The following is a 21033-nucleotide window of genomic DNA, read 5'->3' as shown; positions in this document are numbered from 1 at the left end:
CGGGCCAGCACCGCGGGCGGCGGAGCGGCGCGTGTGAGCCTGACGCGGACGATCGACCACCCCCCATGGAGTCCATGCGCATGCAGCTCACCCGTCTCCTCAGACGCCGGCTGGCGCCGGTGGCCTGCGCCCTGGCGATGGCCGCGGCGCCCGCCGTGACCGCCGCGACCGCCGCCGGCGCGGCCGAAGCCCCCGACCCCGTCCGCGGCGCCACCGCGGCGACCCCCGCCACAGCGGCGCTGGCCGCCCCGTTGCCGGGGGGACTCGGGCCGTGCGTGCCGGGCAACTGCCCGCCCGACGGCTTCCCGCCCGTCAACAACGGCCCGATCACGTACCGCGACGACGCGATCAACATCTACGTCGGCCAGGACTACCTCGTGCGCGAGCGCGCCGCGGAGGCCGAAGGCCGGATCGTCGTCCTCAACGACTTCGACATGGACAAGGACCCGACGGGCAGCCAGATCTACAACGTCGGCGAGGTCGGCGTCGGCTCCCGGGTCGCGCCCAGCCCCGGCTCGGACTGGCTGACCACCGGCGGCGACATCACCATCGCGAGCGGCGAACGGCTCCTCGCCGAGGACGGCGTCGTACGCCACGCCGGCACGGTCACCGGAGAGGTCGACTCCACGCTGGTGCAGGACGACGCGGCGGCGGACCCGTACCTCGCGCTGCGCGACGAGCTGACGGACGCGAGCCGGTGCTACGCGTACACCGACGGCGACCGGCGGCCGGCGAACGGCACCGTCCTGCACAACCTCGGCGAGACCGTCTTCACCGGCGACGGCGCCTCCAGCCTCCAGGTGTTCGAGGTCGACTTCGACATGATGAGTTCGAGCGGCGGCCAGGAGGGCATCCGCTTCGAGAACATCCCGCCCGACGCCACCGTGCTGATCAACGTCTACGGCGACGCCCGGACGATCAGCACCTACAGCGGGACGATCGACGACAGCAGCGACTTCAACCAGCTGCGCGAGCGCCTGCTGTGGAACTTCCCCGACGCCGCGGATGTGTCGTTCGAGGGCACCGGCCAGTTCCAGGGCAGCGTCCTGGTGGGCAACCAGGCGTCCACGACCGCCGTGTCCATCCCGGGCATGAACGGCCGCTTCTTCACCACCGGGTCGCTCACCCACACCAGTGCGCCGACCGGCGGCGGGGGGCAGGAGTTCCACGCGTACCCCTTCGAGGGCGACCTGCCGGAGTGCGGTGAGGTGCCGGTGACGGGCGACGTCACGGTCACGAAGGTCGACGACGAGACGGGAGACCCGCTGGCGGGCGCCGAGTTCGAGCTGTGGGAAGAAACCAACGGCGTCCCCGGCCTCCAGACCGACGGCACCGACCCCGACACCCAGATCGGCGACACCTGCACCACCGGCACCCCCGGCGAATGCACGCGGACCGTACCCCCGGGCACCTACTACTGGCTCGAAACCGCAGCCCCGGACGGCTACGACCTCCCCGACCCCAACGTCTTCGGACCCCTGGAACTCACCGAAGCCAACCTCGAAGAAGGCGTCACCGTCACCGCCACCAACACCGCCACCCCCGTCGACCCCGACGAAGGCGACGTCACCGTCCTCAAAGTCGACGACGAAACGGGTGATCCGCTGGCGGGCGCCGAGTTCGAGCTGTGGGAGGAGACCAACGGCGTCCCCGGCCTCCAGACCGACGGCACCGACCCCGACACCCAGATCGGCGACACCTGCACCACCGGCACCCCCGGCCAATGCACGCGGACCGTACCCCCGGGCACGTACTACTGGCTCGAAACCGCAGCCCCCGACGGCTACGACCTCCCCGACCCCAACGTCTTCGGACCCCTGGAACTCACCGAAGCCAACCTCGAAGAAGGCGTCACCGTCACCGCCACCAACACCACCACCCCCGTCGACCCCGGCACCGGCGAGATCGACCTCGTCAAGACCGACAAGCACGACGGCAGCCCCCTCGCCGGGGCGGTCTTCCAGCTCTGGCGCGAGACCAACGGCGTCGCCGGGTTGCAGACCGGCGGCGGCGACCCGGACACCCGGGTCGGCGCCGCCTGTGCCACCGACGCGCGCGGCCGGTGCGAGTTCACCGGCCTTGAGTTCGGCGAGTACTACCTCCAGGAGACCGCCGTCCCCGACGGCTACCGGCTCCCGGTGGACCGCGTGAGCGGCCCGTACGAGCTGACCGAGGAGAACGCCGAGGAAGGCGTCACCGTCGCGGTCGGCAACAAGCGCGACGACGGCGACAAGAAGTAGCCGACGACGCGGCGACACGATCCGGGCACGGTGCGGCGTTCAGCCGGCCGTGCCCGGTTTCGTGCCCCAGACGTAGACGTGGTCGTCCTTGCGGAGCAGGTCCCACAGCTGCTTCGCGTCCGCCTTCGTGAGGTTCACGCAGCCGCCGGAGCCGGAGGTGAACAGGTCGTCGTCCGTGCCGTGCAGGGCCTGGCCGCCGTCGAAGAACTGCGCGTAGGGCATCGGGACGTTGTAGATGGTGGAGAAGTGGTCGATGTTGCGCCAGTAGATGCGGTGCCACCCGCCGCGGGTCTCCAGCCCGTCGCGGCCCGTGCGCACCGGCACCGGGTCGAACACCAGCCGCTCGCCCTTCTGCACCCACAGCAGCTGCCGGTTCAGGTCCACGCACGTCACGCGGTACGCGCGCGTGGGGCACTCGCGCCGCTCCGCGGGGTCGCGGCGGACGCGGTCGGCGAGCATGAAGCGGTACGTCCGCAGGTCGGCGCGGCCGTCGGCGGGGCGGACGCCGAGGCGGCGCTGCAAGTCGCGGATGGCGCGGCAGTCCTCCGGGCTCTGCCGGCCGTCGACTTCGAGGTTGAGCTCGGCTTCCAGCTGCCGCTGGTACGGGGCGGTGCCCGCGGTGCACGGCGCCTCGTCGCGGGGTGCCGTGGCGGCGCCCGTGGCGGCGGTCGGGGCGGCCAGGAGTACGGACAGGGTGGCGGCGGAGACCGCCGCGGAACAGAGTGTGGTCCAACGCATGGCTCACAGGGTCACGGCCCGCGGCGGAACGGCGGCGCAACACCCCGTACCTCTCCCACGTTCGGTGCAGCGCCGTCACCCGGTCACGGCCCGTCCTCTCCCCGCTACGCCCGTTCCAGGGTCCGCGTCACGCCGGCCACCAGCGCCGTGGTCAGCAGCCAGCCGGTGGCGACGAGCAGGTACGAGAGGATCTGCGCGGTCCCGCCGTCCATGTACCAGGACTCGCGCTGGCCGAGGCCGCCGACGGGGATCAGCAGGTCGAGGGCGTAGATGACGGGGCTGAACTCGGGCCCCTCGCCCGCGCGCACCCGCTTGTTGTCCCCGGCGGCGAAGACCAGGCTGCCGAGCAGGGTGAGGGCGGCGAGCCAGAGCCCGGCCAGCCAGGGGCGGTAGCCGAAGCCGACGGTCCCGTCGAGCAGCAGGCTCCAGGCGCGGCCGAGGGGGCGCAGGGTGCGGCGGCGGGCGCGCTGTTTGGCGAGCAGCACGCGGCGGGCGTCGTCGACGTGGCCGATCTGCCGGTACCAGGCGGCGAGCTGTTCGTACGGCTGCGGGGCGTAGCCCGCGCCGCGGCGGACCCAGTCGAGCCTGCGGTGTACGGATTCCTCGGGCCGCGCGCCGGCCGCCGCAGGCGCCGCCGCGGGGCGCGGAGCCGGCGCGGCCGGCGGGGGCTGCGCCGGCCGGATGGACCCGTACACGAAGCCGTCGAGGTGCACGGTGGCGGGCCAGCAGCCGACGTCGTCGTGGAGCGTGGCCACCTGCGTGCCGCCGAGGAACACCGGCCCGGCGGGCGGACGGGCCGGGGTGAAGCGGAGGTCGGTCGCGTGCAGCCGGGCGCAGTCGACGCCGGTGCAGTCGCCGAGCTGCGCGCCGTCGAAGGTGAGCAGGTCGGCTATCTGCGCGCCGCGCATCTCCAGCCGGCCCGCGGCGGAGAAGCCGTCGGTGAGCCGGACGGTGGTGGCGTGTGCGTGGTCGAGGCTGAGCGCGACGCCGTCCGCGGCGCCGGTCCGCGCGCCGTCGAGGAAGAGGCCGCCCGAGAGGCGGGCGCCGATGAGCCGTATCCCGCCGCCGCCGGTGAAGCCGTGGGTGCAGAAGACCGCGCCGTCGACCTCCATCCCGCCGGCGAACAGCGACCAGCCGTTCTCGTGGCCGAACCGGGCTCCGTGCAGGAGGAGTTCGCCGCTGATCCGGGCGTTCGTGGCGGCCAGGGCGCCGGCGACCCGGCACCGCCGTACCGACAGCACGCCCTCGATTCGGGCCATCCGGGCGTCGAGGCGGGGCAGCACGCTGTCGTCGATGCGTACGCTCGCCGTGGTGGCCGAGTTGACCGTCACCTGGCTCTCGAACCAGCAGTGCTCCAGCCGCAGCTGGTACGCCGTCTCCGCGCCCGCCAGGTCCAGGCTCCCGGTGATCCGCGCCCCCGCGAGCCGCAGTGCGGCTGTGGCGCCGGGCTGCGGCGGGTGGGCGCCCAGCAGCAGGGCGGCGAGGACCGCGGCCCGTACCGTGCGCTCCGGGCCCCAGTCCGGGCCGCCGAGGGGGTCGTCGCGGGCGGTGTCGCCGGCGCGCAGGTCCACCCGGCGGCCCTCGGGGAACGCGGCCCACAACTCCCGCTCCGGCGCCGTCAGATCGTCGTAGGAGATCACCCGGGAAGATTAGTGCGGCCGCCGGGGGCCGGGCCTTGGGGGACCGGTCCGCTCAGCCCACCGAGCTGTACGCCACGACCCCCCGCAGCAGCTTGTCGACCGCCTTGCGGGCGCTGCCCGCGACCGTGCTCTCGGGGTCGGCGGCGGCGGACAGCTGGCCGAGGACGTCGATCAGCTGCTTGCACCAGCGCACGAAGTCGCCCGGCGGCATCTCCGCCTCCCGCAGCACCTCGTCGAGGCTGCGGCCGGCGGCCCACTGGTACGCGGCCCAGGCGAACCCGAGGTCCGGCTCGCGCTGGCCGACGCCCTCGGTCTGGCTGATCCGGTGGTCCTCCTCCAGGGCGTCGAGGCGGCCCCAGATGCGCACCATGTCGCCCAGGGCCCGCTTGGCGCCGCCGCCGGGCAGCTTCGGCGGCAGCGCGTCGTCGGACTGGCGGGCCTCGTAGACCAGCGCGGAGGCGCAGGCGGCAAGCTCGGCGGGGCCCAGGCCCTCCCAGACGCCCTCGCGCAGGCACTCGGAGGCCAGCAGGTCCAGCTCGCCGTAGAGGCGGGAGAGGCGGCGGCCGTCCTCGGTGACCTGCTCGCCGCCGCGGTCCTCGGCGATGTAGCCGAGCTCGGTGAGGAGGGCGTAGACCCGGTCGAAGGTGCGGGCGATGGTGTTCGTCCGGCCCTCGATGCGGCGCTCCAGCTGGCGGGTGTCGCGCAGCAGCCGGTGGTACCGCTCGGCCCAGCGGGCGTGGTCCTCGCGGGCGTCGCAGCCGTGGCAGGGGTGGGCGCGGATCGCCTTGCGCAGCTGGGCGATCTCGGCGTCGTCGGCGGCGGGGGCGCGCTCCTTGCGGTGCCGCCGGGGCTCCAGGTGGCCGGCCTTGGTGCGCAGCGCGGACGCGAGGTCGCGGCGGGACTGCGGGCTCCGGGGGTTGAACGACTTGGGGATGCGCATCCGCTCCAGCGGCTCCACCGGCACCGGGAAGTCCATCGCGGCCAGCCGCTTGACCTGCCGGGCGGCGGTGAGCACCAGCGGGCGGGGGCCGTCGTGGTGCTCCAGGCCGCGGTGGCCGTTGGTGCGGCCGGCGGGCGTGCCGGGGTCGAGGACGAGGGCGAGGCCGGCGAACTTGCCGGTGGGCACGTGGATCACGTCGCCCGGGCGGAGCTTCTCCAGCGAGCCCGCGGCGGCGGCGCGGCGCTGCGCGGCGCCCTGGCGGGCCAGCTCCGTCTCGCGGTCCTTCAGGTCGCGGCGCAGCCGCGCGTACTCCTCGAAGTCGCCGAGGTGGCAGGTCATGGCCTCGCGGTAGCCGCCGAGGCCCTCCTCGTTCTTCTGCACCTGGCGGGAGATGCCGACGACCGACTTGTCGGCCTGGAACTGCGCGAAGGACATCTCCAGCAGCTCGCGCGTGCGGTGCCGGCCGAACTGGGCGACGAGGTTGACGGCCATGTTGTACGAGGGGCGGAAGGAGGAGCGCAGCGGGTACGTCCGGGTGCCGGCCAGGCCCGCGACGTACTCCGGGCTCATGCCGCGCTGCCACAGCACCACGGCGTGGCCCTCGACGTCGATGCCGCGGCGGCCGGCGCGGCCGGTGAGCTGGGTGAACTCGCCCGGGGTGACGTCGGCGTGGGTCTCGCCGTTCCACTTCACCAGCTTCTCCAGCACCACGGAGCGCGCCGGCATGTTGATGCCGAGGGCCAGGGTCTCGGTCGCGAACACCGCCTTGACCAGGCCCTTGGCGAACAGCTCCTCGACGACCTCCTTGAAGGTCGGCAGCATCCCGGCGTGGTGCGCGGCGATGCCCCGCTCCAGGGCCTCCAGCCAGTCGAAGTAGCCCAGGACGTGCAGGTCTTCGCGGGGGATCGCGGCCGTGCGCACCTCGGCGATCTCGCGGACCGCGGCGCGCTCCTCCTCGTCGTTGAGCCGCAGGCCCGCGTAGAGGCACTGCTGGACGGCGCCCTCGCAGCCGGCGCGGCTGAAGATGAACGTGATCGCGGGGAGCAGCGCCTCGGCGTCCAGCCGCTCGACGACCTCGACCCGGCTGGGCGTGAAGACCCGGGAGCGGGAGCGGCGGTCCCGCTCGCGGTCGGCCTCGCGGCCGCGGCCGCGGCGCCGGTCCCGGGGGCCGGCCGGGCGCGTGTACTCCTGCCGGGCCAGGCGCAGCAGGTCGGGGTTGACCGCCTTGGCGGGCTCCCCGGCCCGGGCGCCGACGGTGCTGCGCTCCTCGAAGAGGTCGTACATGCGGCGGCCGGCCATCACGTGCTGCCACAGCGGCACGGGGCGGTGCTCGGAGACGATGACGGCGGTGTCGCCGCGGACGGTGTCGAGCCAGGCGCCGAACTCCTCGGCGTTGGAGACGGTGGCCGAGAGGGAGACCAGGGTGACGGACTCCGGGAGGTGGATGATCACCTCTTCCCAGACGGCGCCGCGGAAGCGGTCGGAGAGATAGTGCACCTCGTCCATCACCACGTAGCCGAGGCCGAGGAGGGTCTGGGAGCCGGCGTACAGCATGTTCCGCAGGACCTCGGTGGTCATGACGATCACCGGGGCCTCGGAGTTGATGGTGTTGTCGCCGGTCAGCAGGCCGACGTTGGCGGCGCCGTAGCGCCGGACGAGGTCGCCGTACTTCTGGTTGGACAGCGCCTTGATCGGCGTGGTGTAGAAGCACTTGCGGCCGCGCTCCAGGGCGAGGTGCACGGCGAACTCGCCGACGACCGTCTTGCCGGAGCCGGTGGGCGCCGCGACCAGCACGCCCCGGCCGTCCTCCAGGGCCCGGCAGGCGTCGAGCTGGAAGGGGTCGAGCGCGAAGTCGTACAGCCCGCGGAAGGTGCCGAGTGCGGTGGCCGCCTCGGCGGCCCGGCGGCGGTGCGCCGCGTACGCCTCGGCGGGGGGGATGTGCTCGTCGGTCATCGTGAGTACGAGCCTACCGGGCCCCGCCGACAACGCACCCGATCTTTATGGACCGCCCCAGGTCAGCCGGGCGGCGACGGTGCGGCCGGGAACGCTCCCGGGCCGTGTCCGCGCCGCTCAGCGCACCAGCACCCGGGCCGCGCCCGGCACGCACTCCGCCGTCAGCGGCAGCGGCCCCAGCGGCTCCCCGTCCGCGTACCCGGTGACGTCCGCGGCGGTCAGGGACACCTTCGCGGCCCGGTGGACGGTGACGGCCGGATGGGTCAGGTGGGTGCCCTTGTAGACCCGCGGGAAGACCCGCAGCAGGGTGCGCCGGCTGCACCGGCCGACGACGGTGATGTCGAACAGCCCGTCGTCCATCCGCGCCTCGTGGCAGATGCGCATGCCGCCCCCGTACGACGGGCCGTTGCCGACGGCGACGAGCGTCGCCTCCAGCTCCGTCTCCGGCCCGTCGTCGAGCCGCATCTTGTACGGGATCGGGCGGAACGACGCGAGTTCGGCGACGATCGCCGCGTCGTACTTGAACCGCCCCGGCGGAAAGCTCATCCGGTTGCCGCGGTCGTTGACGCGGGAGTCGAAGCCGGAGGCCAGGACCGTGCCGAAGTACTTCTCCCCCACCCGGCCCAGGTCGATCGGCCGGGTGCTGCCGGACTCCAGGGCGCCGACGACGACCTCGGCCGCGGCGGCCGGGTCGCGTACGGGCAGCCCGGTGGCGCGGGCGAAGTCGTTGCCGGTGCCGACGGCCACGAATCCGACCGGTACCTCGGTACCGGCAACGGCCTGGAGGGCGAGGCCGGCCATGCCGTCGCCGCCGACCGATATGAGCGCCCCGGTGCCCGCGGCGACGGCCTCGCGGGCGCCGGCGAGCGCGGAGCCGGAGTCGCGGCCCTGGACGGTGGTCACCTCGTACCCGGCGTCGCGGAGGGCCTGGGCGACGACGGGGGCTGCCTTGGCGCCCCGGCCACGGCCCGCGGTGGGGTTGACGAACACGGTGATATCGCTGGTCACCAGCGTGACCTTAGCGGTCAGGTGGCGTCGTCGTAACCATTTCTGCGGGTCGTCCCGTCCCCGGCCGCCGCGCCGCTGGCGCCGTCGGCCTCGCCGGTGGCCTGCTCGGGCAGCGCCGCCGAGGCGCCCACGGGCTCCACGTCGCCCACTTCCTCGGGGGTGAGGTCGAGGTCGGCGGCCTCGTCGTCGGCCGGGCCGCGGGCCGCGATACGGGCCCGCCGGCGGTCGTTGAACAGGGCGAACCCGGTCGCCATGAAGTACAGCAGGATCACCGGGCCGGCCAGCGCGAACATCCCGATCGGGTCGGTGCTGGGGGTGGCGATGGCGCCGAAGGCGACGATCCCGAAGATCATGGCCCGCCACCAGCCGAGCATGCGGCGCCCGGTGACGGCACCGCCCATGTTGAGCATCACCAGCACGAGCGGCAGCTCGAAGGAGAGCCCGAAGACGATGACCATGCGCACGAGCAGGTCGATGAACTCCGGCAGCGGCAGCAGGTTGGTGGCGTTCTCCGGGGTGAACTCCAGCAGCACCTCGGCCGTGGTCGGCAGGATCCGGTACGCGAAGTAGGCGCCGCCGAGGAAGAGCGGCACGCCGGCGGCGACGAAGCCCAGCGAGTACTTCTTCTCGTTCTGGTGCAGCCCGGGGGCGAGGAACGCCCACAGCTGGTACAGCCAGATCGGGGTCGAGATCACCATGCCGGTCATGAAGGAGACCTTCAGCATGATGGTGAACGGCGAGATGAGACCGTTGACCGTGAAGGACGCGCAGTCCTCCTTGCCGTCGATCTCGGACACCTTCAGGCCGTCCGGACAGCCGACGGATTCGAGCACCGGGTCCATCAGGAAGTCGACGATGTCCTGATAGAAGAAGAGCGCGGCGATACAGACCACCAGAATGGCCCCGACGGCCTTCACCAGCCGGTCGCGAAGCTCCCTCAGGTGCTCCGCGAGGGGCATCCGCCCCTCGGGGTCCCTCTCCCTGCGCTCCTTGCGCTCCTTACGGCGGGCAACGCCTAGCAACCCACGTCCTCATCTCGTGCCGCGTGGCCGTTCCCGGCCGCGGTATGCCCCTGCGGATTCTCAGCGCTGCGACTGCGACTGCTGCTGCGTCTGCTGGTCGTCCGTCTGCGACTCGCTGACCGGGCGGGAGCTGGTCACGTCGCCGGGGGCGGCCTGGATGGTCTTCGGCGCGGGCTGCGGCGGGTCCGCGGGCGCGGCCTCGTCCGACTTGCCTTCGCTCTTCATGGCCTTGGCCTCGCTCTTGAGGATACGGGCCGACTTGCCCAGCGAACGGGCCATGTCCGGAAGCTTCTTCGCGCCGAACAGCAGGATGATGACGACGAGAATCAGGATGATCTCGGTAGGGCCGAGCCGTCCGAACATATGCGTCTACCTTCTCACCGAGGCTGCGTGGGTTTGGGCGTGATCGATCGTAACCCGCGGGGGTGAACTCGGGGCAATCCCCCGGCGTACACCAATCGTGGCCCCCGCCTCGCATCGGAGCCGCGATGTGCAGCCTACCTCTCGAAATCCGATCCGGGGAGGTCACCTGCCGACCCCGCCCGCCGGGCCACGTCCGCCGCCGAGCGCTCCAGATCCCGCGTGGCACGGCTGATCTGCTGCGCGGCGTCGTCCAGCCGGCGGGCGAGCCTGCGCACTTCGAGGCCGACGCGCAGAGCGGGCACGGCGATGGCGACGAGGCCGAGGAAGCCGAGCGCGACGGCGGTCATGGGCCACAGCATGGGCGAAGCCTAGCCGTCCCGGCGGCGGCCGCGGACACCGGGCACCCGGGCGGCGGCTGACGGTTCGTCCGGCATATCCCATACGTCCGGAATACCGCAAAGGGGCGTTTCCGCGTGTGCCTTATGCGTCGTACGCGGCCAGCGCCTTGACCGCCGCCGCACGCGCGCTCTCCGCCAGGTCGCCCGGCGAGACGATCCGCCCGTCCCGGCCCAGCCGCAGCGCCAGCCGCCGCAGCGACGCGGGGTCGGGGGCGCGCAGCGAGATCCGCAGCCCCCCGTCGGGCAGCTCCTCCGCGCTGTCGTGCGGGTAGTACTCGGCGACCCAGCGGCCGCCGGGGCCCACCTCGATGACGACCTCCGGGTCCTCCTCGGACGGCTGGACGATGCCCGCGGACAGGTCGCGCAGCTCCACGGGCGGCGGGTCGGCCGGGGCGTCGAGGATCCGGATCGCGGCGACCCGGTCCAGCCGGAACGTACGCCGCGCCTCCGACAGCCGGCACCACGCCTCCACGTACGTGTGCCCGACGGTGACCAGCCGGATCGGGTCGATCTCCCGCTCGGTCAGCTCGTCGCGGGACGGCGAGTAGTAGCGCAGCCACAGCCGGCGCCGCTCGGAGATGGCCCGGTCCACCTCGGCGAAGACCCCGCCCTCGGACTCGAAGGTCACCGACAGGCTGGAGCTGGCCGCCGCCGACTCGCCCGCCGCCGCCTCCAGCTTCGCGGTGGCCCGCAGCAGCGCCTGCCGGTCGCCGGCGCGCAGCCCGGGCAAAGTGGCCACCGCCCGGGCGGCCACCAGCAGGGCGGTGGCCTCGTCCGCGGCCAGTCGCAGCGGCTCGCCGGTGCCGGTGGACTCGGGGTTGCGGAACCAGATGCGCTCGCCGTCGGTGTCGATGTCGAGCAGGTCGCCGCCGCGGAAGCTCGTCCCGCACATCGGCAGCACGTCCAGGTCGGAGATCAGCTCGTCCTCGGTCACGCCGAAGGCCCGGGCGACGTCCGAGAGGTACGCGCCGTTGCGCTCCCGCAGATACGTCACCAGCGACAGCATCCGCCGGGTCTGGTCGATGGCACTCGCCACTGCTCCCCCGCTCCCCCTCAGCCCTTGGCCACGGCGCGCAGCCGGTCGATGACGTCGGCCCGCAGCTCGGCGGGCTCCAGCACGACCACGTCGGGCCCGAACTCCACCAGCCAGGCGTCCAGTCCGTGCCCGTACGGGATCTCCAGCTCGTCCCAGCCGGCGTCCACGGCCTCGCGGATGCCGTACGCCCGGGCGCGCAGCGGGTAGCCGGCGCCGGCGCGGAGCCGGATCAGGGCCGAGCGGTCGGCGCTCTCCCCGGCCCAGCGCTCGACGGTCTCGCGCACGGTGACGCGGTCCGGGACCTCGGCGGTGAAGCCGCGGCCGCGGTGGCGGACCCGGCCGGTGATGCGGGAGAGCCGGAAGACGCGCTCCGCGTCGCGGCCGCGGTCGTGGCCGACGAGGTACCAGTGGCCGCGCCAGCACTCCAGCTGCCACGGCTCCACGTGCCGGTCCTCCGGGCGGGCCGCATTGGCCTTGCGGTACGGGAAGACGACGGGCCGGCGGTCCCGGCAGGCCAGCATCAGCGGCTCGAACGCCGCCTCACGTACCGGAATCCGCGGCTCCAGGGCGCTGACCTGCTCCACCGCACCCGCCTCGGGGCTGTCGGCGGCCCCGGCGAGCGGCATCCCGGCGGCCCGCAGCTTCTGCAGCGCGCCGCTGGCCGCGCCGGCGAGCCGGGCCTGCTGCCACACTTTCGCGGCCACCGTGAGGGCGGCGGCCTCCTCGGCGTCGAGGGTGACGGGCGGCAGCCGGTTGTGGTCCCGGCGCGCCAGATAGCCCGGCTCGCCGTCCAGGCCCTCCACGGTGTCGATGACGAGACCCAGCTCGCGCAGGTCGTCCTTGTCGCGCTCGAACATCCGGTTGAACGCGTCCTCACCGGAGGTGTCGGACCCGAACGCCGCCCCGCGGCCGGGTCCGAAGGCTTCCACGTACGCCTCGATGGACGTGCGCAGCTCCCGCTTGCTGAGCGGCCGGCCCGTGCCGAGCAGGCACAGCGCCAGGCACATCAGCCGCTCCGCCTTGGCGATGGCCATCGAGGGGTTCTCCTTAAGCAGCGCGTCCGGGGCGGCGCACGGCCGCCGCCGGCGACCCCGTCCGCGCGTGTCGCCGGGGTTCGCAGATGACGACGGTACTCCGCCCGGGCCCGGCGGCCAAAGCGAAGGCCCCCGTCGCGCGACGGGGGCCCTGCGCTGTGCTACGGGCGGACAGCCCGTCGGCGGCGGGTCAGACCGCGACCAGGTCGCAGACGAAGATCAGCGTCTCGCCCGGCTTGATACGGCCGCCGCCGGCGCCGGCGTCGCCGTAGGCCAGGTGCGGCGGGATGGTCAGCCGGCGCCGGCCGCCGACCTTCATGCCCTGCACGCCCTGGTCCCAGCCGGGGATGACCTGGCCGGCACCGAGCTGGAACTGCAGCGGCTTGCCGCGGTTCCAGCTGGCGTCGAACTCCTCGCCGCTGGAGAAGGCGACCCCGACGTAGTGGACGGAGACGGTGTCACCGGCCTTCGCCTCGGGTCCTTCGCCCTCCCACAGGTCCTGGACCTCCAGGCCGGCGGGCGCCGGGCCCTCGGGGAAGTCGACCTCGGGCTTGTCGATGCTCACGGAAGAACACTCCTCGTGCATGAGTGACGGTGACTGGGCTGCCAAGTCTCGCAGACGCCCCCGGCCGGCTCCCCCGCCGCCTCCCCCGGCGCGGCGAGGACGGCCGGTCCGGTGCTACATCCCCCGACCGGGGCCTGCCCCACCGCCGCCGACCAGCCGGAACCCGACCCGCCACGCCGACCGCAGGTCAGACCGTGCCCCGCCCCCACCCACACGGCACGCCCCACCGCCGCCGACCAGCCGGAACCCGACCCGCCACGCCGACCGCAGGTCAGACCGTGCCGAGGATGTCGACGACGAAGATCAGGGTCTTCTTCTGCAGCTCGTTGCCCTCGGACTTGCCGTAGCCCAGCTCCGGCGGGACGACCAGCAGCACCCGGTCGCCGACGTGCTTGCCGACGAGCCCCTTGTCCCAGCCCTCCACGACCATGCCGGTGCCGATCTGGAACACGGTCGCGCCGCTGTTGTCCCAGGAGGAGTCGAACTTCTTCCCGTCCTCCCAGGCGTAGCCGGTGTACTGCGCGATGAGCCCCTCGCCCGCCTTGACCTCGGCGCCCTTGCCCTCGATGAGGACCTGCTCCTTGAGCTCCTTCGGGGCCTCCGCGCCGTCCGGGACGGTGATCTTCGCGGCCTTGCCCGCGGGGACCTCGACGTCCGGCATGCCCTCGCGCGGCTCGGCGGACTCGCCCTTCAGCTCGGCCTTGGCGTCGACCTTCTCGGCGCCGACGACGTCGATGACCCAGACCAGGCCGTCGCTCTGCTCGATGCCCGACTCGGGGTTGAGGTTCTCGCCCACCAGCGCGCCGGCCGTGCCCTCGACCAGCAGGCGGCTGCCCACGGTGTGGCCGGCGACGGAGTCCAGGACCGGCGGGGGCAGCGCCTGGTTCGGCTCGCCGATCTTCCCGATCACCTGCTGGCGGGGGCCGCCGGCGCTCTGCTGGCCGCCCTGGGCGGCGGGCTTCGCCCAGGTGCTGCCCAGAGCCTGGTCGTCCTTCATGGCCTTGCCGGCGAAGTCCAGCCGGACCTGGTCGCCCTTGCCGACCTTGTCCCCGTCGCCCTCGCTGAGGGTCTTCACGACGACCTCGTCGGCCGCCTCGGCGCCGTCCGGAAATTTGATCTTCGGCTTCTCGCCGAAGTCGCCCGTGACCTTCGTCACGGCGGCGGCCTTGCCGCCCCCGTTGTCCGAGTCGGAGGAGTCTTCGGAGCCGCAGGCCGCGGCGAGCAGCAGGGCGGGCACGACGAGCGCCGCCCCCATGCGGGTCATGTTGCGAGATGTCATGGGTCCAACTCGTGTAGGGGGTCCGGGCAGCTCCGGCCACTCTACGGCCTCGGCGCCCGGATCCCCGTCAACCCGTCAACCGCACGGGCAACGCGCGCCCCGCCTACATTCCGGCGATCAGCTTTTCCACCCGGTCGTCCACGGAGCGGAACGGGTCCTTGCACAGCACCGTGCGCTGCGCCTGGTCGTTCAGCTTCAGGTGCACCCAGTCCACGGTGAAGTCCCGGCGCTGCTCCTGGGCCCGGCGGATGAAGTCGCCGCGCAGCCGGGCCCGGGTGGTCTGCGGCGGGACCGACTTGGCCTCGAAGACCTTCAGGTCGTTGCAGACCCGGGCGGCCTGGCCGCGCTTCTCCAGCAGGTAGTACAGCCCGCGGCGGCGGTGGATGTCGTGGTAGGCGAGGTCTATCTGGGCGATCCGGGGGTGGGAGAGGGTGATGTTGTTCTTCGTCCGGTAGCGCTCGATCAGCTGGTGCTTCATGACCCAGTCGATCTCCGTGCCGACCTTGGCGAGGTCCTGGGTGCGGATCGCCTCCAGGGTGCGCCCCCACAGCTCCAGGACGCGCTCGACGGTGCCGGTGCGGATGCCGCGGCGTTCGCAGAAGTCCACGGCCTTCTCGTAGTACTCCTGCTGCACCTCCAGCGCGGACGCCTCGCGCCCGCTGGCGAGGCGCACCTTGCGCTGCCCGGTCATGTCGTGGCTGACCTCGCGGATCGCCCGGATCGGGTTCTCCAGGGTCAGGTCGCGCATCACCGTGCCGGCCTCGATCATGCGCAGGACGAGGTCGGTGGCGCCGACCTTCAGCAGCATCGTCGTCTCGGACATGTTGGAGTCGCCGACGATGACGTGCAGCCGGCGGTAGCGCTCGGCGTCGGCGTGCGGCTCGTCGCGGGTGTTGATGATGGGCCGGGAGCGGGTCGTGGCGGAGCTGACGCCCTCCCAGATGTGCTCGGCGCGCTGGCTGACGCAGTAGACCGCGCCGCGCGGCGTCTGCAGCACCTTGCCCGCGCCGCAGATCAGCTGCCTGGTGACGAGGAACGGGATGAGGATGTCGGCGAGCCGCGAGAACTCGCCGTGCCGGGCCACCAGGTAGTTCTCGTGGCAGCCGTAGGAGTTCCCGGCGGAGTCGGTGTTGTTCTTGAAGAGGTAGACGTCGCCGGCGATGCCCTCCTCGTGGAGCCGGCGCTCGGCGTCCACGAGGAGACCTTCGAGAATGCGCTCGCCCGCCTTGTCGTGGGTGACCAGCTCGATGACGTTGTCACACTCGGGAGTTGCGTATTCGGGGTGCGAGCCGACGTCCAGGTACAACCGTGCCCCGTTGCGCAGGAAGACGTTGCTGCTGCGGCCCCAGGAGACGACTCGGCGGAAGAGATAGCGCGCCACCTCGTCCGGGGACAGGCGGCGCTGCCCCCGGAACGTGCACGTGACGCCGTACTCGTTCTCAAGCCCGAAGATGCGGCGGTCCATGACTGAACATTACGCCTGTCGCTCAGTTTCGAAACCGGGTGCAGCTCCGTCGATTCGATCTTTTTCGACCGCCGGTCGCGGTCGGCCGGTTCGCGCCAGAATCCGTACGAAGCCGGTCAGCACCAGCAGCGCCGCCACCCCGCTGAGCCCGACGACCGCGAAGCCGCCCCTCTCGCCGCCGTACTCGACGGCGGGGCCGCTGACCGCGGTGCCGGCGGCGGCGCCGAAGCCGAAGGTCGTCACCAGCCAGGAGAACGCCTCCGTGGCCGTGCCGCGCGGCGCGTGCCGGTCGAGGACGACGAAGGAGCAGGCCAGCGCCGGGGCCAGGAACAGGCCCGCGACGCCCGCGAGCAGCGTCATCACGGCGGTGCCGGGGGTGAGCGTCAGCGGCAGGTAGCCGGCCGCCAGGCCGGCCAGGAGCAGCTGGAGCCGCCGCTCGGCCGGGCCGCGCCACTGCCGGGCGCCGTAGACCAGGCCGCCGACCAGGGCGCCGGCGCCGAGCGCGGACAGCAGGTAGCCGCCGACGGCGTCGTCGCCGCGGGCGTCGGCGTACGCGACGGAGGCGACCGCCGTGGCGCCGAGGGCGGCACCGACGAAGAAGAAGGCGCCGAGGACCACCAGCAGCCCGGGCGCGCGCAGGGCGCCCAGCCAGTGCGCCTCACGGGGCTCGGAGCGCCACCGGCGGGCGGGCGGCGACAGCACCACCCACAGGGCGCCCAGCACGCCCAGGGCGTTCAGCACGAGCAGCGCGGCCGCCTCGGAGGCCGTGCCCACCAGCAGGGTGACGATCAGCGGCGCGACGGCGAACATCACCTCCTGCGCCACGGCGTCCAGGGCATACGCGCCGTGCACCCGGTCCTCCCGCTGGAGCACGCTGGGCCACAGCGCGCGCAGCGCGCCCTCCAGCGGCGGCGTGAACAGCCCGGCCGCCAGCACGGCGGCGCAGGCCACCGGCAGCGGCTCGATGCCCACGACGGCGAAGAGCGCCATGCCGGCGGCGGACAGCAGGGCGCTGGGCAGCAGCACGCGCGGCTGGCCGCGGAGGTCGACGGCCCGGCCGAGGAGCGGCTGTCCGACGGCGGTGGCCAGGCCGTAGCCGCCGGAGAGGATGCCGCCGAGGGTGTACGAGCCGCCCTCGGCGCGGACGAACAGCACGATGGCGAAGGCCGCGGTGGCGTTGGGCAGCCGCCCGACCAGCGTGCCGGTGAGCAGCCGGCCGACGTGCCGGACGCGCAGCAACTCGGCGTATCCCCGCAGCACTACCCCTCCCGCGACGCTGGCGTGTTACGTATAACGCCGTAGGTTATACGTAACACGGGCGAGGGTCGACCCCGGGACCCTCCTGACGGATCAGGCCGGACCCCGGCCCCGGACCCCGGGCCCGGGCCCCGGGGCGGTCCAGCAGCAGAGCCCCGACAGGGAAACGCGACGAGGAGGCAGGATGCGCGGCGGACACGGAGACGCGGGCCGCGGCGGACCCCCCGGCGCGGGCGACACCGCCCCACGACCCCCCGCCGCCGCCCGCCGCACCGCCGTCACCAGCCGCGACGTCGCCCGCGCCGCGGGCGTCTCACAGGCCGCCGTCTCCCTCGTCCTCGGCGACAAATGGCGCGGCCGCGTCTCCGCCGCCAAGGCCGACGCCGTCCGCGCCGCCGCCCGCGAACTCGGCTACCGCCCCAACGCCGCCGCCCGCACCCTCCGCACCGGCGGCACCCGCACCGCGCTCCTCGTCGTCCCCGCCCTCACCAACGAGTTCTTCGCCGGCGTCCACACCGGCGCCGCCCGCGCCGCCGCCGCCCACGACTTCGGCGTCGTCCTCTACCCCTCACCCCAGGGCATCGGCCCCGCCCCCGACCCCTTCGCCGCCGCACACGCCGCCGTCGACGGCGTCATCGCCTCCTCCATGGCCACCGACGCCGTACGGGCGCTCCGCGGCGGCCGGCTGCCGCTCGTCATGCTCGACAGCGACCCCGCCGACACCGGCGCCGTCGCCACCGTCAACGCCGACGTCGCCGACGGCATGCGCCAGGTCACCCGCCACCTGCTCGCACTCGGCCACCGCCGCATCACCCACATCGCCGCCGGCATCGACTCCTGGACCTTCGCCGCCCGCCGCCGCGCGCTGGCCGACGCGCTCGCCGCCACGCCCGGCACCCGCACGCGCACCGAACACGCCGACCTCTCCGTCGCGGGCGGACTGGCGGCCGCCGGGCGGGCGCTCACCGGACCGCCGGCCGACCGGCCCACCGCGCTGGTGTGCGACGACGACCTGCTCGCCGCGGGCGCCTGCAAGGCCGTACGACGCCTCGGGCTGCGCGTCCCCCACGACGTGTCCGTCACGGGCTTCGACGACCTGGCACTGGCCACCGCCGTCGAGCCGGAGCTGACCACCGTACGGCTCCCCGCCGACACCGTGGGCGCCGCCGGAATGACGGCGCTGCTCGACGCCCTGGCGGGCCGCCGCCCGGGCAGCACCACGGTCCCCGCCCGGCTGACGGTCCGGCACTCCACGGCCCCCGCCCCGGACGCGTAACGGCCCGCGCCGCCCCACGGGCGCGGGCGCGGTGGGCGGGCGCGCCCGGGCGCGGTCGGGTCCGGACACGGCGACGGGCGGGCCCGTGGCAGAGCCCGCCCGTGCGACAACGCCGTACGGCTATTTCTTCTTCTTGTTCTTGCCGGAGTCCTCGCCGGAGTCCTCGCCGGACTTCTCCGCGGCGCCGTCCCCCGTGTCCCCGGTCCCGGGGGCGTCCGCGGACTCATCGGCGTCGCCGGCGTCGTCCCCGGGACCGGACCCGGCCGCCGAACCGTCGCCGTCCTCCTCCAGCAGCCGGGAGAGCTGCGTGCCCAGAATCCGCCGGAACTTGCGCTGCTGCGCCCGGTTGCGGTCGAGGACCGCGACCTCCAGCTGCTTCGACGTCAGCTCCCGCTCACCGCCGTTGTTGTCCCGGGCAAGCGACTCCGCGGCCAGCTTCAGCCCCTCCGCCAGCGTCATGCCCTCACGGTGCCGCTGATCGAGATAGCTGCTGATCTGGTCGGCGTTGCCGCCGACCGCGACCGAACCGTGCTCGTCGACGATCGACCCGTCGTGCGGCAGCCGGAAAATCTGGTCGTCGGCGGGGGTCTCCCCCACCTCCGCGACGATCAGCTCCACCTCGTACGGCTTCTCGGCGCCGCTGGAGAAGATGGTGCCGAGAGTCTGGGCGTAGACGTTGGCCAGACCGCGGGCGGTGACGTCCTCACGGTCGTACGTGTACCCGCGCAGATCCGCGTACCGGACACCGCCGATGCGCAGGTTCTCGAACTCGTTGTACTTCCCGACGGCGGCGAAGGCGATCCTGTCGTAGATCTCGCTGACCTTGTGCAGGGCCCGGGACGGGTTCTCGGCGACGAACAGGATCCCGTCGCTGTACTGCAGCACCACCACGCTGCGCCCGCGCGCGATGCCCTTGCGGGCGTACTCCGCGCGGTCCGCCATGGCCTGCTGGGGTGAGACATAGAACGGTGTCGACACCGGCTTATCCGTCCCTCTCTGCTCGGTGGGAAATCTCGTGGGGCCGCGCTGTCAGAGCACGGAGGCGCGCGGGCCGTCGGGCTGCTCCAGCCGCCGGTCGACCACCGAGCGGGCGATCTCGGCGACCTCGGCCTCGCCGAGCCTGCGGAAGCCCTCGTCGGTGATGGACGTGACGATGGGATAGATGCGTCGGGTCATGTCGGGCCCGCCGGTGGCGGAGTCGTCGTCCGCGGCGTCGTACAGCGCCTGGACGACGACGGTGGCGGCCTGCTCCTCCGTCAGCTCCTCGGTGTACAGCTTCTTCAACGCGCCCCGGGCGAACACCGACCCCGAGCCCACGGAGGTGAAGCCCCGCTCCTCGGTCCGGCCACCGGTCACGTCGTACGAGAAGATACGGCCCTTCTCCCGCGCCGGGTCCCACCCGGCGAAGAGCGGCAGCACGGCCAGGCCCTGCATCGCCATGCCGAGGTTGGACCGGATCATCGTGGACAGCCGGTTGGCCTTGCCCTCCAGCGAGAGCTGCGCGCCCTCGACCTTCTCGAAGTGCTCCAGCTCCAGCTGGAACAGCCGCACCATCTCGACGGCCACACCGGCGGTGCCGGCGATGCCGATGGCCGAGTACTCGTCGGCGGGGAAGACCTTCTCGATGTCGCGCTGGGCGATCATGTTCCCCATGGTGGCGCGGCGGTCCCCGGCGAGCACGACCCCGCCCGGGAAGGACACGGCCACGATGGTGGTGCCGTGCGGCGCCTCGACGGCGCCCTTCACGGGCGGTAGCTCCCGGTTGCCCGGGAGGGCGGCGGGAGCGTGCTCACCCAGGAAGTCCATGAACGAGGACGAGCCCGGGGTCAGGAAGGCGGCAGGCAGGCGCCCGGTGCTCCGAGAGGTGGCTTCCACACGGTTCCTTCCACGTAAGCGGCGGCACGCCTGATGACGTCCGGCCGGTCCTTGAACTGCCCCAGGGCCGCGTTGCAGCTGAAGCACAATACGCCCCGGACCCTACCTGTCTGGTGGTCGTGGTCGACATGCTCGGCGCGAGCTGCCAGGCAGATGAGGCACACCCCACCCTGGGAGACGATGAGAGCGTCACGCTCGGCCTCCGTGAGGCCGTACTTCCTCCGGAAGTAGCCCTCCCGATTGCGCTTCGCCCGACATTCCCGGCAGTAGCTGGCCCAACCGTCCGACGAAGACCGGTTCCGCTCCCACGCCGAGTGGGGTTTGACTTCACGACACTGAGGACAACGCTTGTGGCCTCGGGCAACCGGCACCTTGGCCCGGACCCGGTGGCCCTTCGCCTCCCGTCGCTGCCGGTAGTACTCAGCTGAGCACCTGCGACAGTAAGCCTGTAACCCGTCCCGCGCAGACCTGTTACTTGCATACGAGCTCACGGAGAGGGTCCGCTCGCAACGCGGGCAACGCTTCTCTTCGTTCATATTCGTGAACTACTGTCCACCCTTCTGAACGAAGGACCTCACGAAATCCTCGGCGTTCTCCTCGAGCACATCATCGATTTCGTCGAGAACCGAGTCCACGTCCTCCGACAGCTGCTCCTGCCGTTCCTTCAGGTCTTCGGAGACCTCGGCGTCCTGCGCCTGCTCCTCGACCTCCTCCTGGGACCGCGTGGCCTTCTGCTGACCACCACCGCTGTCCTTGGTCGCCATTTCCCTCACCCCGCTCGGTGTCGCCCGATGGTCCTGACTGCGTCGCCCTGCAAGATCCGACCCTACAAGCTGGGCCTGACATCGGCCCGGTGCTCTGTCAACGCTCGAAGGCCACCCGGATGATTCCCCTCCGCGCCACCTTTAGCCCGGTCCGTCCCGCCTCCCTGACTCTCCGCCCCC

At 73.0% G+C, this 21033-nt stretch carries 19 protein-coding genes; 2 read left to right on the top strand and 17 right to left on the bottom strand.

The annotated features are described in order from the left end of the window. Positions 1-80: 80 nt before the first annotated feature. Entirely contained in the window at positions 81-2240 is a 2160-nt protein-coding gene (locus ACHZ99_RS31110; RefSeq protein WP_420308172.1) for a choice-of-anchor A family protein, read from the top strand. 39 nt (positions 2241-2279) lie between these two features. Here ACHZ99_RS31110 and ACHZ99_RS31105 read toward each other — a convergent pair whose 3' ends face one another. The 13 genes from ACHZ99_RS31105 to ACHZ99_RS31045 all read right to left on the bottom strand — a co-directional run bounded on the left by ACHZ99_RS31105 (position 2280) and on the right by ACHZ99_RS31045 (position 16941). Beyond that, positions 2280-2978 carry a L,D-transpeptidase gene (locus ACHZ99_RS31105; protein ID WP_420308171.1) on the bottom strand — a complete coding sequence of 233 codons (699 nt, stop codon included), beginning with the start codon at positions 2976-2978 and terminating at the stop codon, positions 2280-2282. 104 nt (positions 2979-3082) lie between these two features. Further along, the gene (locus ACHZ99_RS31100) at positions 3083-4618 is read right to left on the bottom strand and encodes an oxidoreductase (RefSeq protein WP_420308170.1); all 1536 of its coding nucleotides are present in this window, start codon (positions 4616-4618) and stop codon (positions 3083-3085) included. A 52-nt stretch (positions 4619-4670) separates the two neighbouring features. After that, on the bottom strand, positions 4671-7511 hold the full coding sequence (locus ACHZ99_RS31095) for a DEAD/DEAH box helicase (protein ID WP_420308169.1): 2841 nt from the start codon (positions 7509-7511) through the stop codon (positions 4671-4673). A gap of 117 nt (positions 7512-7628) precedes the next feature. Then, positions 7629-8519, bottom strand: coding sequence for a diacylglycerol kinase (locus ACHZ99_RS31090; protein WP_420308168.1), 891 nt, complete (start codon positions 8517-8519; stop codon positions 7629-7631). Between the two features lie 17 nt (positions 8520-8536). Further along, positions 8537-9478, bottom strand: coding sequence for a twin-arginine translocase subunit TatC (gene tatC, locus ACHZ99_RS31085; protein ID WP_420308212.1), 942 nt, complete (start codon positions 9476-9478; stop codon positions 8537-8539). A gap of 123 nt (positions 9479-9601) precedes the next feature. After that, on the bottom strand, positions 9602-9904 hold the full coding sequence (tatA, locus tag ACHZ99_RS31080; RefSeq protein WP_420308167.1) for a Sec-independent protein translocase subunit TatA: 303 nt from the start codon (positions 9902-9904) through the stop codon (positions 9602-9604). Positions 9905-10038: 134 nt separating this feature from the next. After that, positions 10039-10263: a hypothetical protein gene (locus tag ACHZ99_RS31075; protein ID WP_420308166.1), complete on the bottom strand. Its 225-nt coding sequence runs from the start codon at positions 10261-10263 to the stop codon at positions 10039-10041. 121 nt (positions 10264-10384) lie between these two features. Then, entirely contained in the window at positions 10385-11308 is a 924-nt protein-coding gene (locus ACHZ99_RS31070; protein WP_420308211.1) for a helix-turn-helix transcriptional regulator, read from the bottom strand. Positions 11309-11355: 47 nt separating this feature from the next. Next, entirely contained in the window at positions 11356-12372 is a 1017-nt protein-coding gene (locus ACHZ99_RS31065) for a helix-turn-helix transcriptional regulator (protein WP_420308165.1), read from the bottom strand. 190 nt (positions 12373-12562) lie between these two features. Beyond that, positions 12563-12937 (bottom strand): FKBP-type peptidyl-prolyl cis-trans isomerase, encoded by a 375-nt coding sequence (locus ACHZ99_RS31060; protein ID WP_420308164.1) that lies wholly within the window; start codon positions 12935-12937, stop codon positions 12563-12565. A 271-nt stretch (positions 12938-13208) separates the two neighbouring features. Continuing rightward, a complete protein-coding gene (locus ACHZ99_RS31055; protein ID WP_420308210.1) occupies positions 13209-14192 on the bottom strand; it encodes an FKBP-type peptidyl-prolyl cis-trans isomerase in 984 nt (327 codons plus the stop codon). A gap of 127 nt (positions 14193-14319) precedes the next feature. Continuing rightward, on the bottom strand, positions 14320-15681 hold the full coding sequence (gene pafA, locus ACHZ99_RS31050; RefSeq protein WP_420308163.1) for a Pup--protein ligase: 1362 nt from the start codon (positions 15679-15681) through the stop codon (positions 14320-14322). 9 nt (positions 15682-15690) lie between these two features. Beyond that, entirely contained in the window at positions 15691-16941 is a 1251-nt protein-coding gene (locus tag ACHZ99_RS31045) for an MFS transporter (protein ID WP_420308162.1), read from the bottom strand. Positions 16942-17122: 181 nt separating this feature from the next. On the opposite strand from ACHZ99_RS31045, the gene ACHZ99_RS31040 reads away from it, so the two are divergent. After that, on the top strand, positions 17123-18214 hold the full coding sequence (locus ACHZ99_RS31040; protein WP_420308161.1) for a LacI family DNA-binding transcriptional regulator: 1092 nt from the start codon (positions 17123-17125) through the stop codon (positions 18212-18214). 120 nt (positions 18215-18334) lie between these two features. On the opposite strand, the gene prcA is transcribed toward ACHZ99_RS31040, so the two are convergent. The 4 genes from prcA to ACHZ99_RS31020 are packed head-to-tail and all read right to left on the bottom strand — an operon-like array spanning position 18335 to position 20853. Then, positions 18335-19192 carry a proteasome subunit alpha gene (gene prcA, locus ACHZ99_RS31035; RefSeq protein WP_420308160.1) on the bottom strand — a complete coding sequence of 286 codons (858 nt, stop codon included), beginning with the start codon at positions 19190-19192 and terminating at the stop codon, positions 18335-18337. Between the two features lie 51 nt (positions 19193-19243). Next, a complete protein-coding gene (gene prcB, locus ACHZ99_RS31030; protein WP_420308159.1) occupies positions 19244-20089 on the bottom strand; it encodes a proteasome subunit beta in 846 nt (281 codons plus the stop codon). Further along, positions 20041-20625, bottom strand: coding sequence for an endonuclease VII domain-containing protein (locus tag ACHZ99_RS31025; RefSeq protein WP_420308158.1), 585 nt, complete (start codon positions 20623-20625; stop codon positions 20041-20043). Before ACHZ99_RS31025 ends, prcB begins: the two co-directional genes overlap by 49 nt. Positions 20626-20634: 9 nt before the next feature. Continuing rightward, the gene (locus tag ACHZ99_RS31020) at positions 20635-20853 is read right to left on the bottom strand and encodes a ubiquitin-like protein Pup (protein ID WP_420308157.1); all 219 of its coding nucleotides are present in this window, start codon (positions 20851-20853) and stop codon (positions 20635-20637) included. Positions 20854-21033: the final 180 nt, after the last annotated feature.

Source organism: Streptomyces sp. MAR4 CNX-425 (genome assembly GCF_048656465.1).
Classification (GTDB): domain Bacteria; phylum Actinomycetota; class Actinomycetes; order Streptomycetales; family Streptomycetaceae; genus Streptomyces.
Note: the sequence above shows the minus strand (reverse complement) of the source record. Positions and strands in the feature narration are given on the sequence as shown.

What these genes read in the sequence shown, in the direction of transcription:
- ACHZ99_RS31110 (WP_420308172.1), top strand. Translation starts at nt 81, where the DNA reads ATGCAGCTCACCCGTCTCCTCAGACGCCGGCTGGCGCCGGTGGCCTGC.
- ACHZ99_RS31105 (WP_420308171.1), bottom strand. Translation starts at nt 2,978, where the DNA reads ATGCGTTGGACCACACTCTGTTCCGCGGCGGTCTCCGCCGCCACCCTG.
- ACHZ99_RS31095 (WP_420308169.1), bottom strand. Translation starts at nt 7,511, where the DNA reads ATGACCGACGAGCACATCCCCCCCGCCGAGGCGTACGCGGCGCACCGC.
- tatC (WP_420308212.1), bottom strand. Translation starts at nt 9,478, where the DNA reads ATGCCCCTCGCGGAGCACCTGAGGGAGCTTCGCGACCGGCTGGTGAAG.
- tatA (WP_420308167.1), bottom strand. Translation starts at nt 9,904, where the DNA reads ATGTTCGGACGGCTCGGCCCTACCGAGATCATCCTGATTCTCGTCGTC.
- ACHZ99_RS31075 (WP_420308166.1), bottom strand. Translation starts at nt 10,263, where the DNA reads ATGCTGTGGCCCATGACCGCCGTCGCGCTCGGCTTCCTCGGCCTCGTC.
- ACHZ99_RS31070 (WP_420308211.1), bottom strand. Translation starts at nt 11,308, where the DNA reads ATGCTGTCGCTGGTGACGTATCTGCGGGAGCGCAACGGCGCGTACCTC.
- ACHZ99_RS31065 (WP_420308165.1), bottom strand. Translation starts at nt 12,372, where the DNA reads ATGGCCATCGCCAAGGCGGAGCGGCTGATGTGCCTGGCGCTGTGCCTG.
- ACHZ99_RS31055 (WP_420308210.1), bottom strand. Translation starts at nt 14,192, where the DNA reads ATGGGGGCGGCGCTCGTCGTGCCCGCCCTGCTGCTCGCCGCGGCCTGC.
- pafA (WP_420308163.1), bottom strand. Translation starts at nt 15,681, where the DNA reads ATGGACCGCCGCATCTTCGGGCTTGAGAACGAGTACGGCGTCACGTGC.
- ACHZ99_RS31040 (WP_420308161.1), top strand. Translation starts at nt 17,123, where the DNA reads ATGCGCGGCGGACACGGAGACGCGGGCCGCGGCGGACCCCCCGGCGCG.
- ACHZ99_RS31025 (WP_420308158.1), bottom strand. Translation starts at nt 20,625, where the DNA reads ATGAACGAAGAGAAGCGTTGCCCGCGTTGCGAGCGGACCCTCTCCGTG.
- ACHZ99_RS31020 (WP_420308157.1), bottom strand. Translation starts at nt 20,853, where the DNA reads ATGGCGACCAAGGACAGCGGTGGTGGTCAGCAGAAGGCCACGCGGTCC.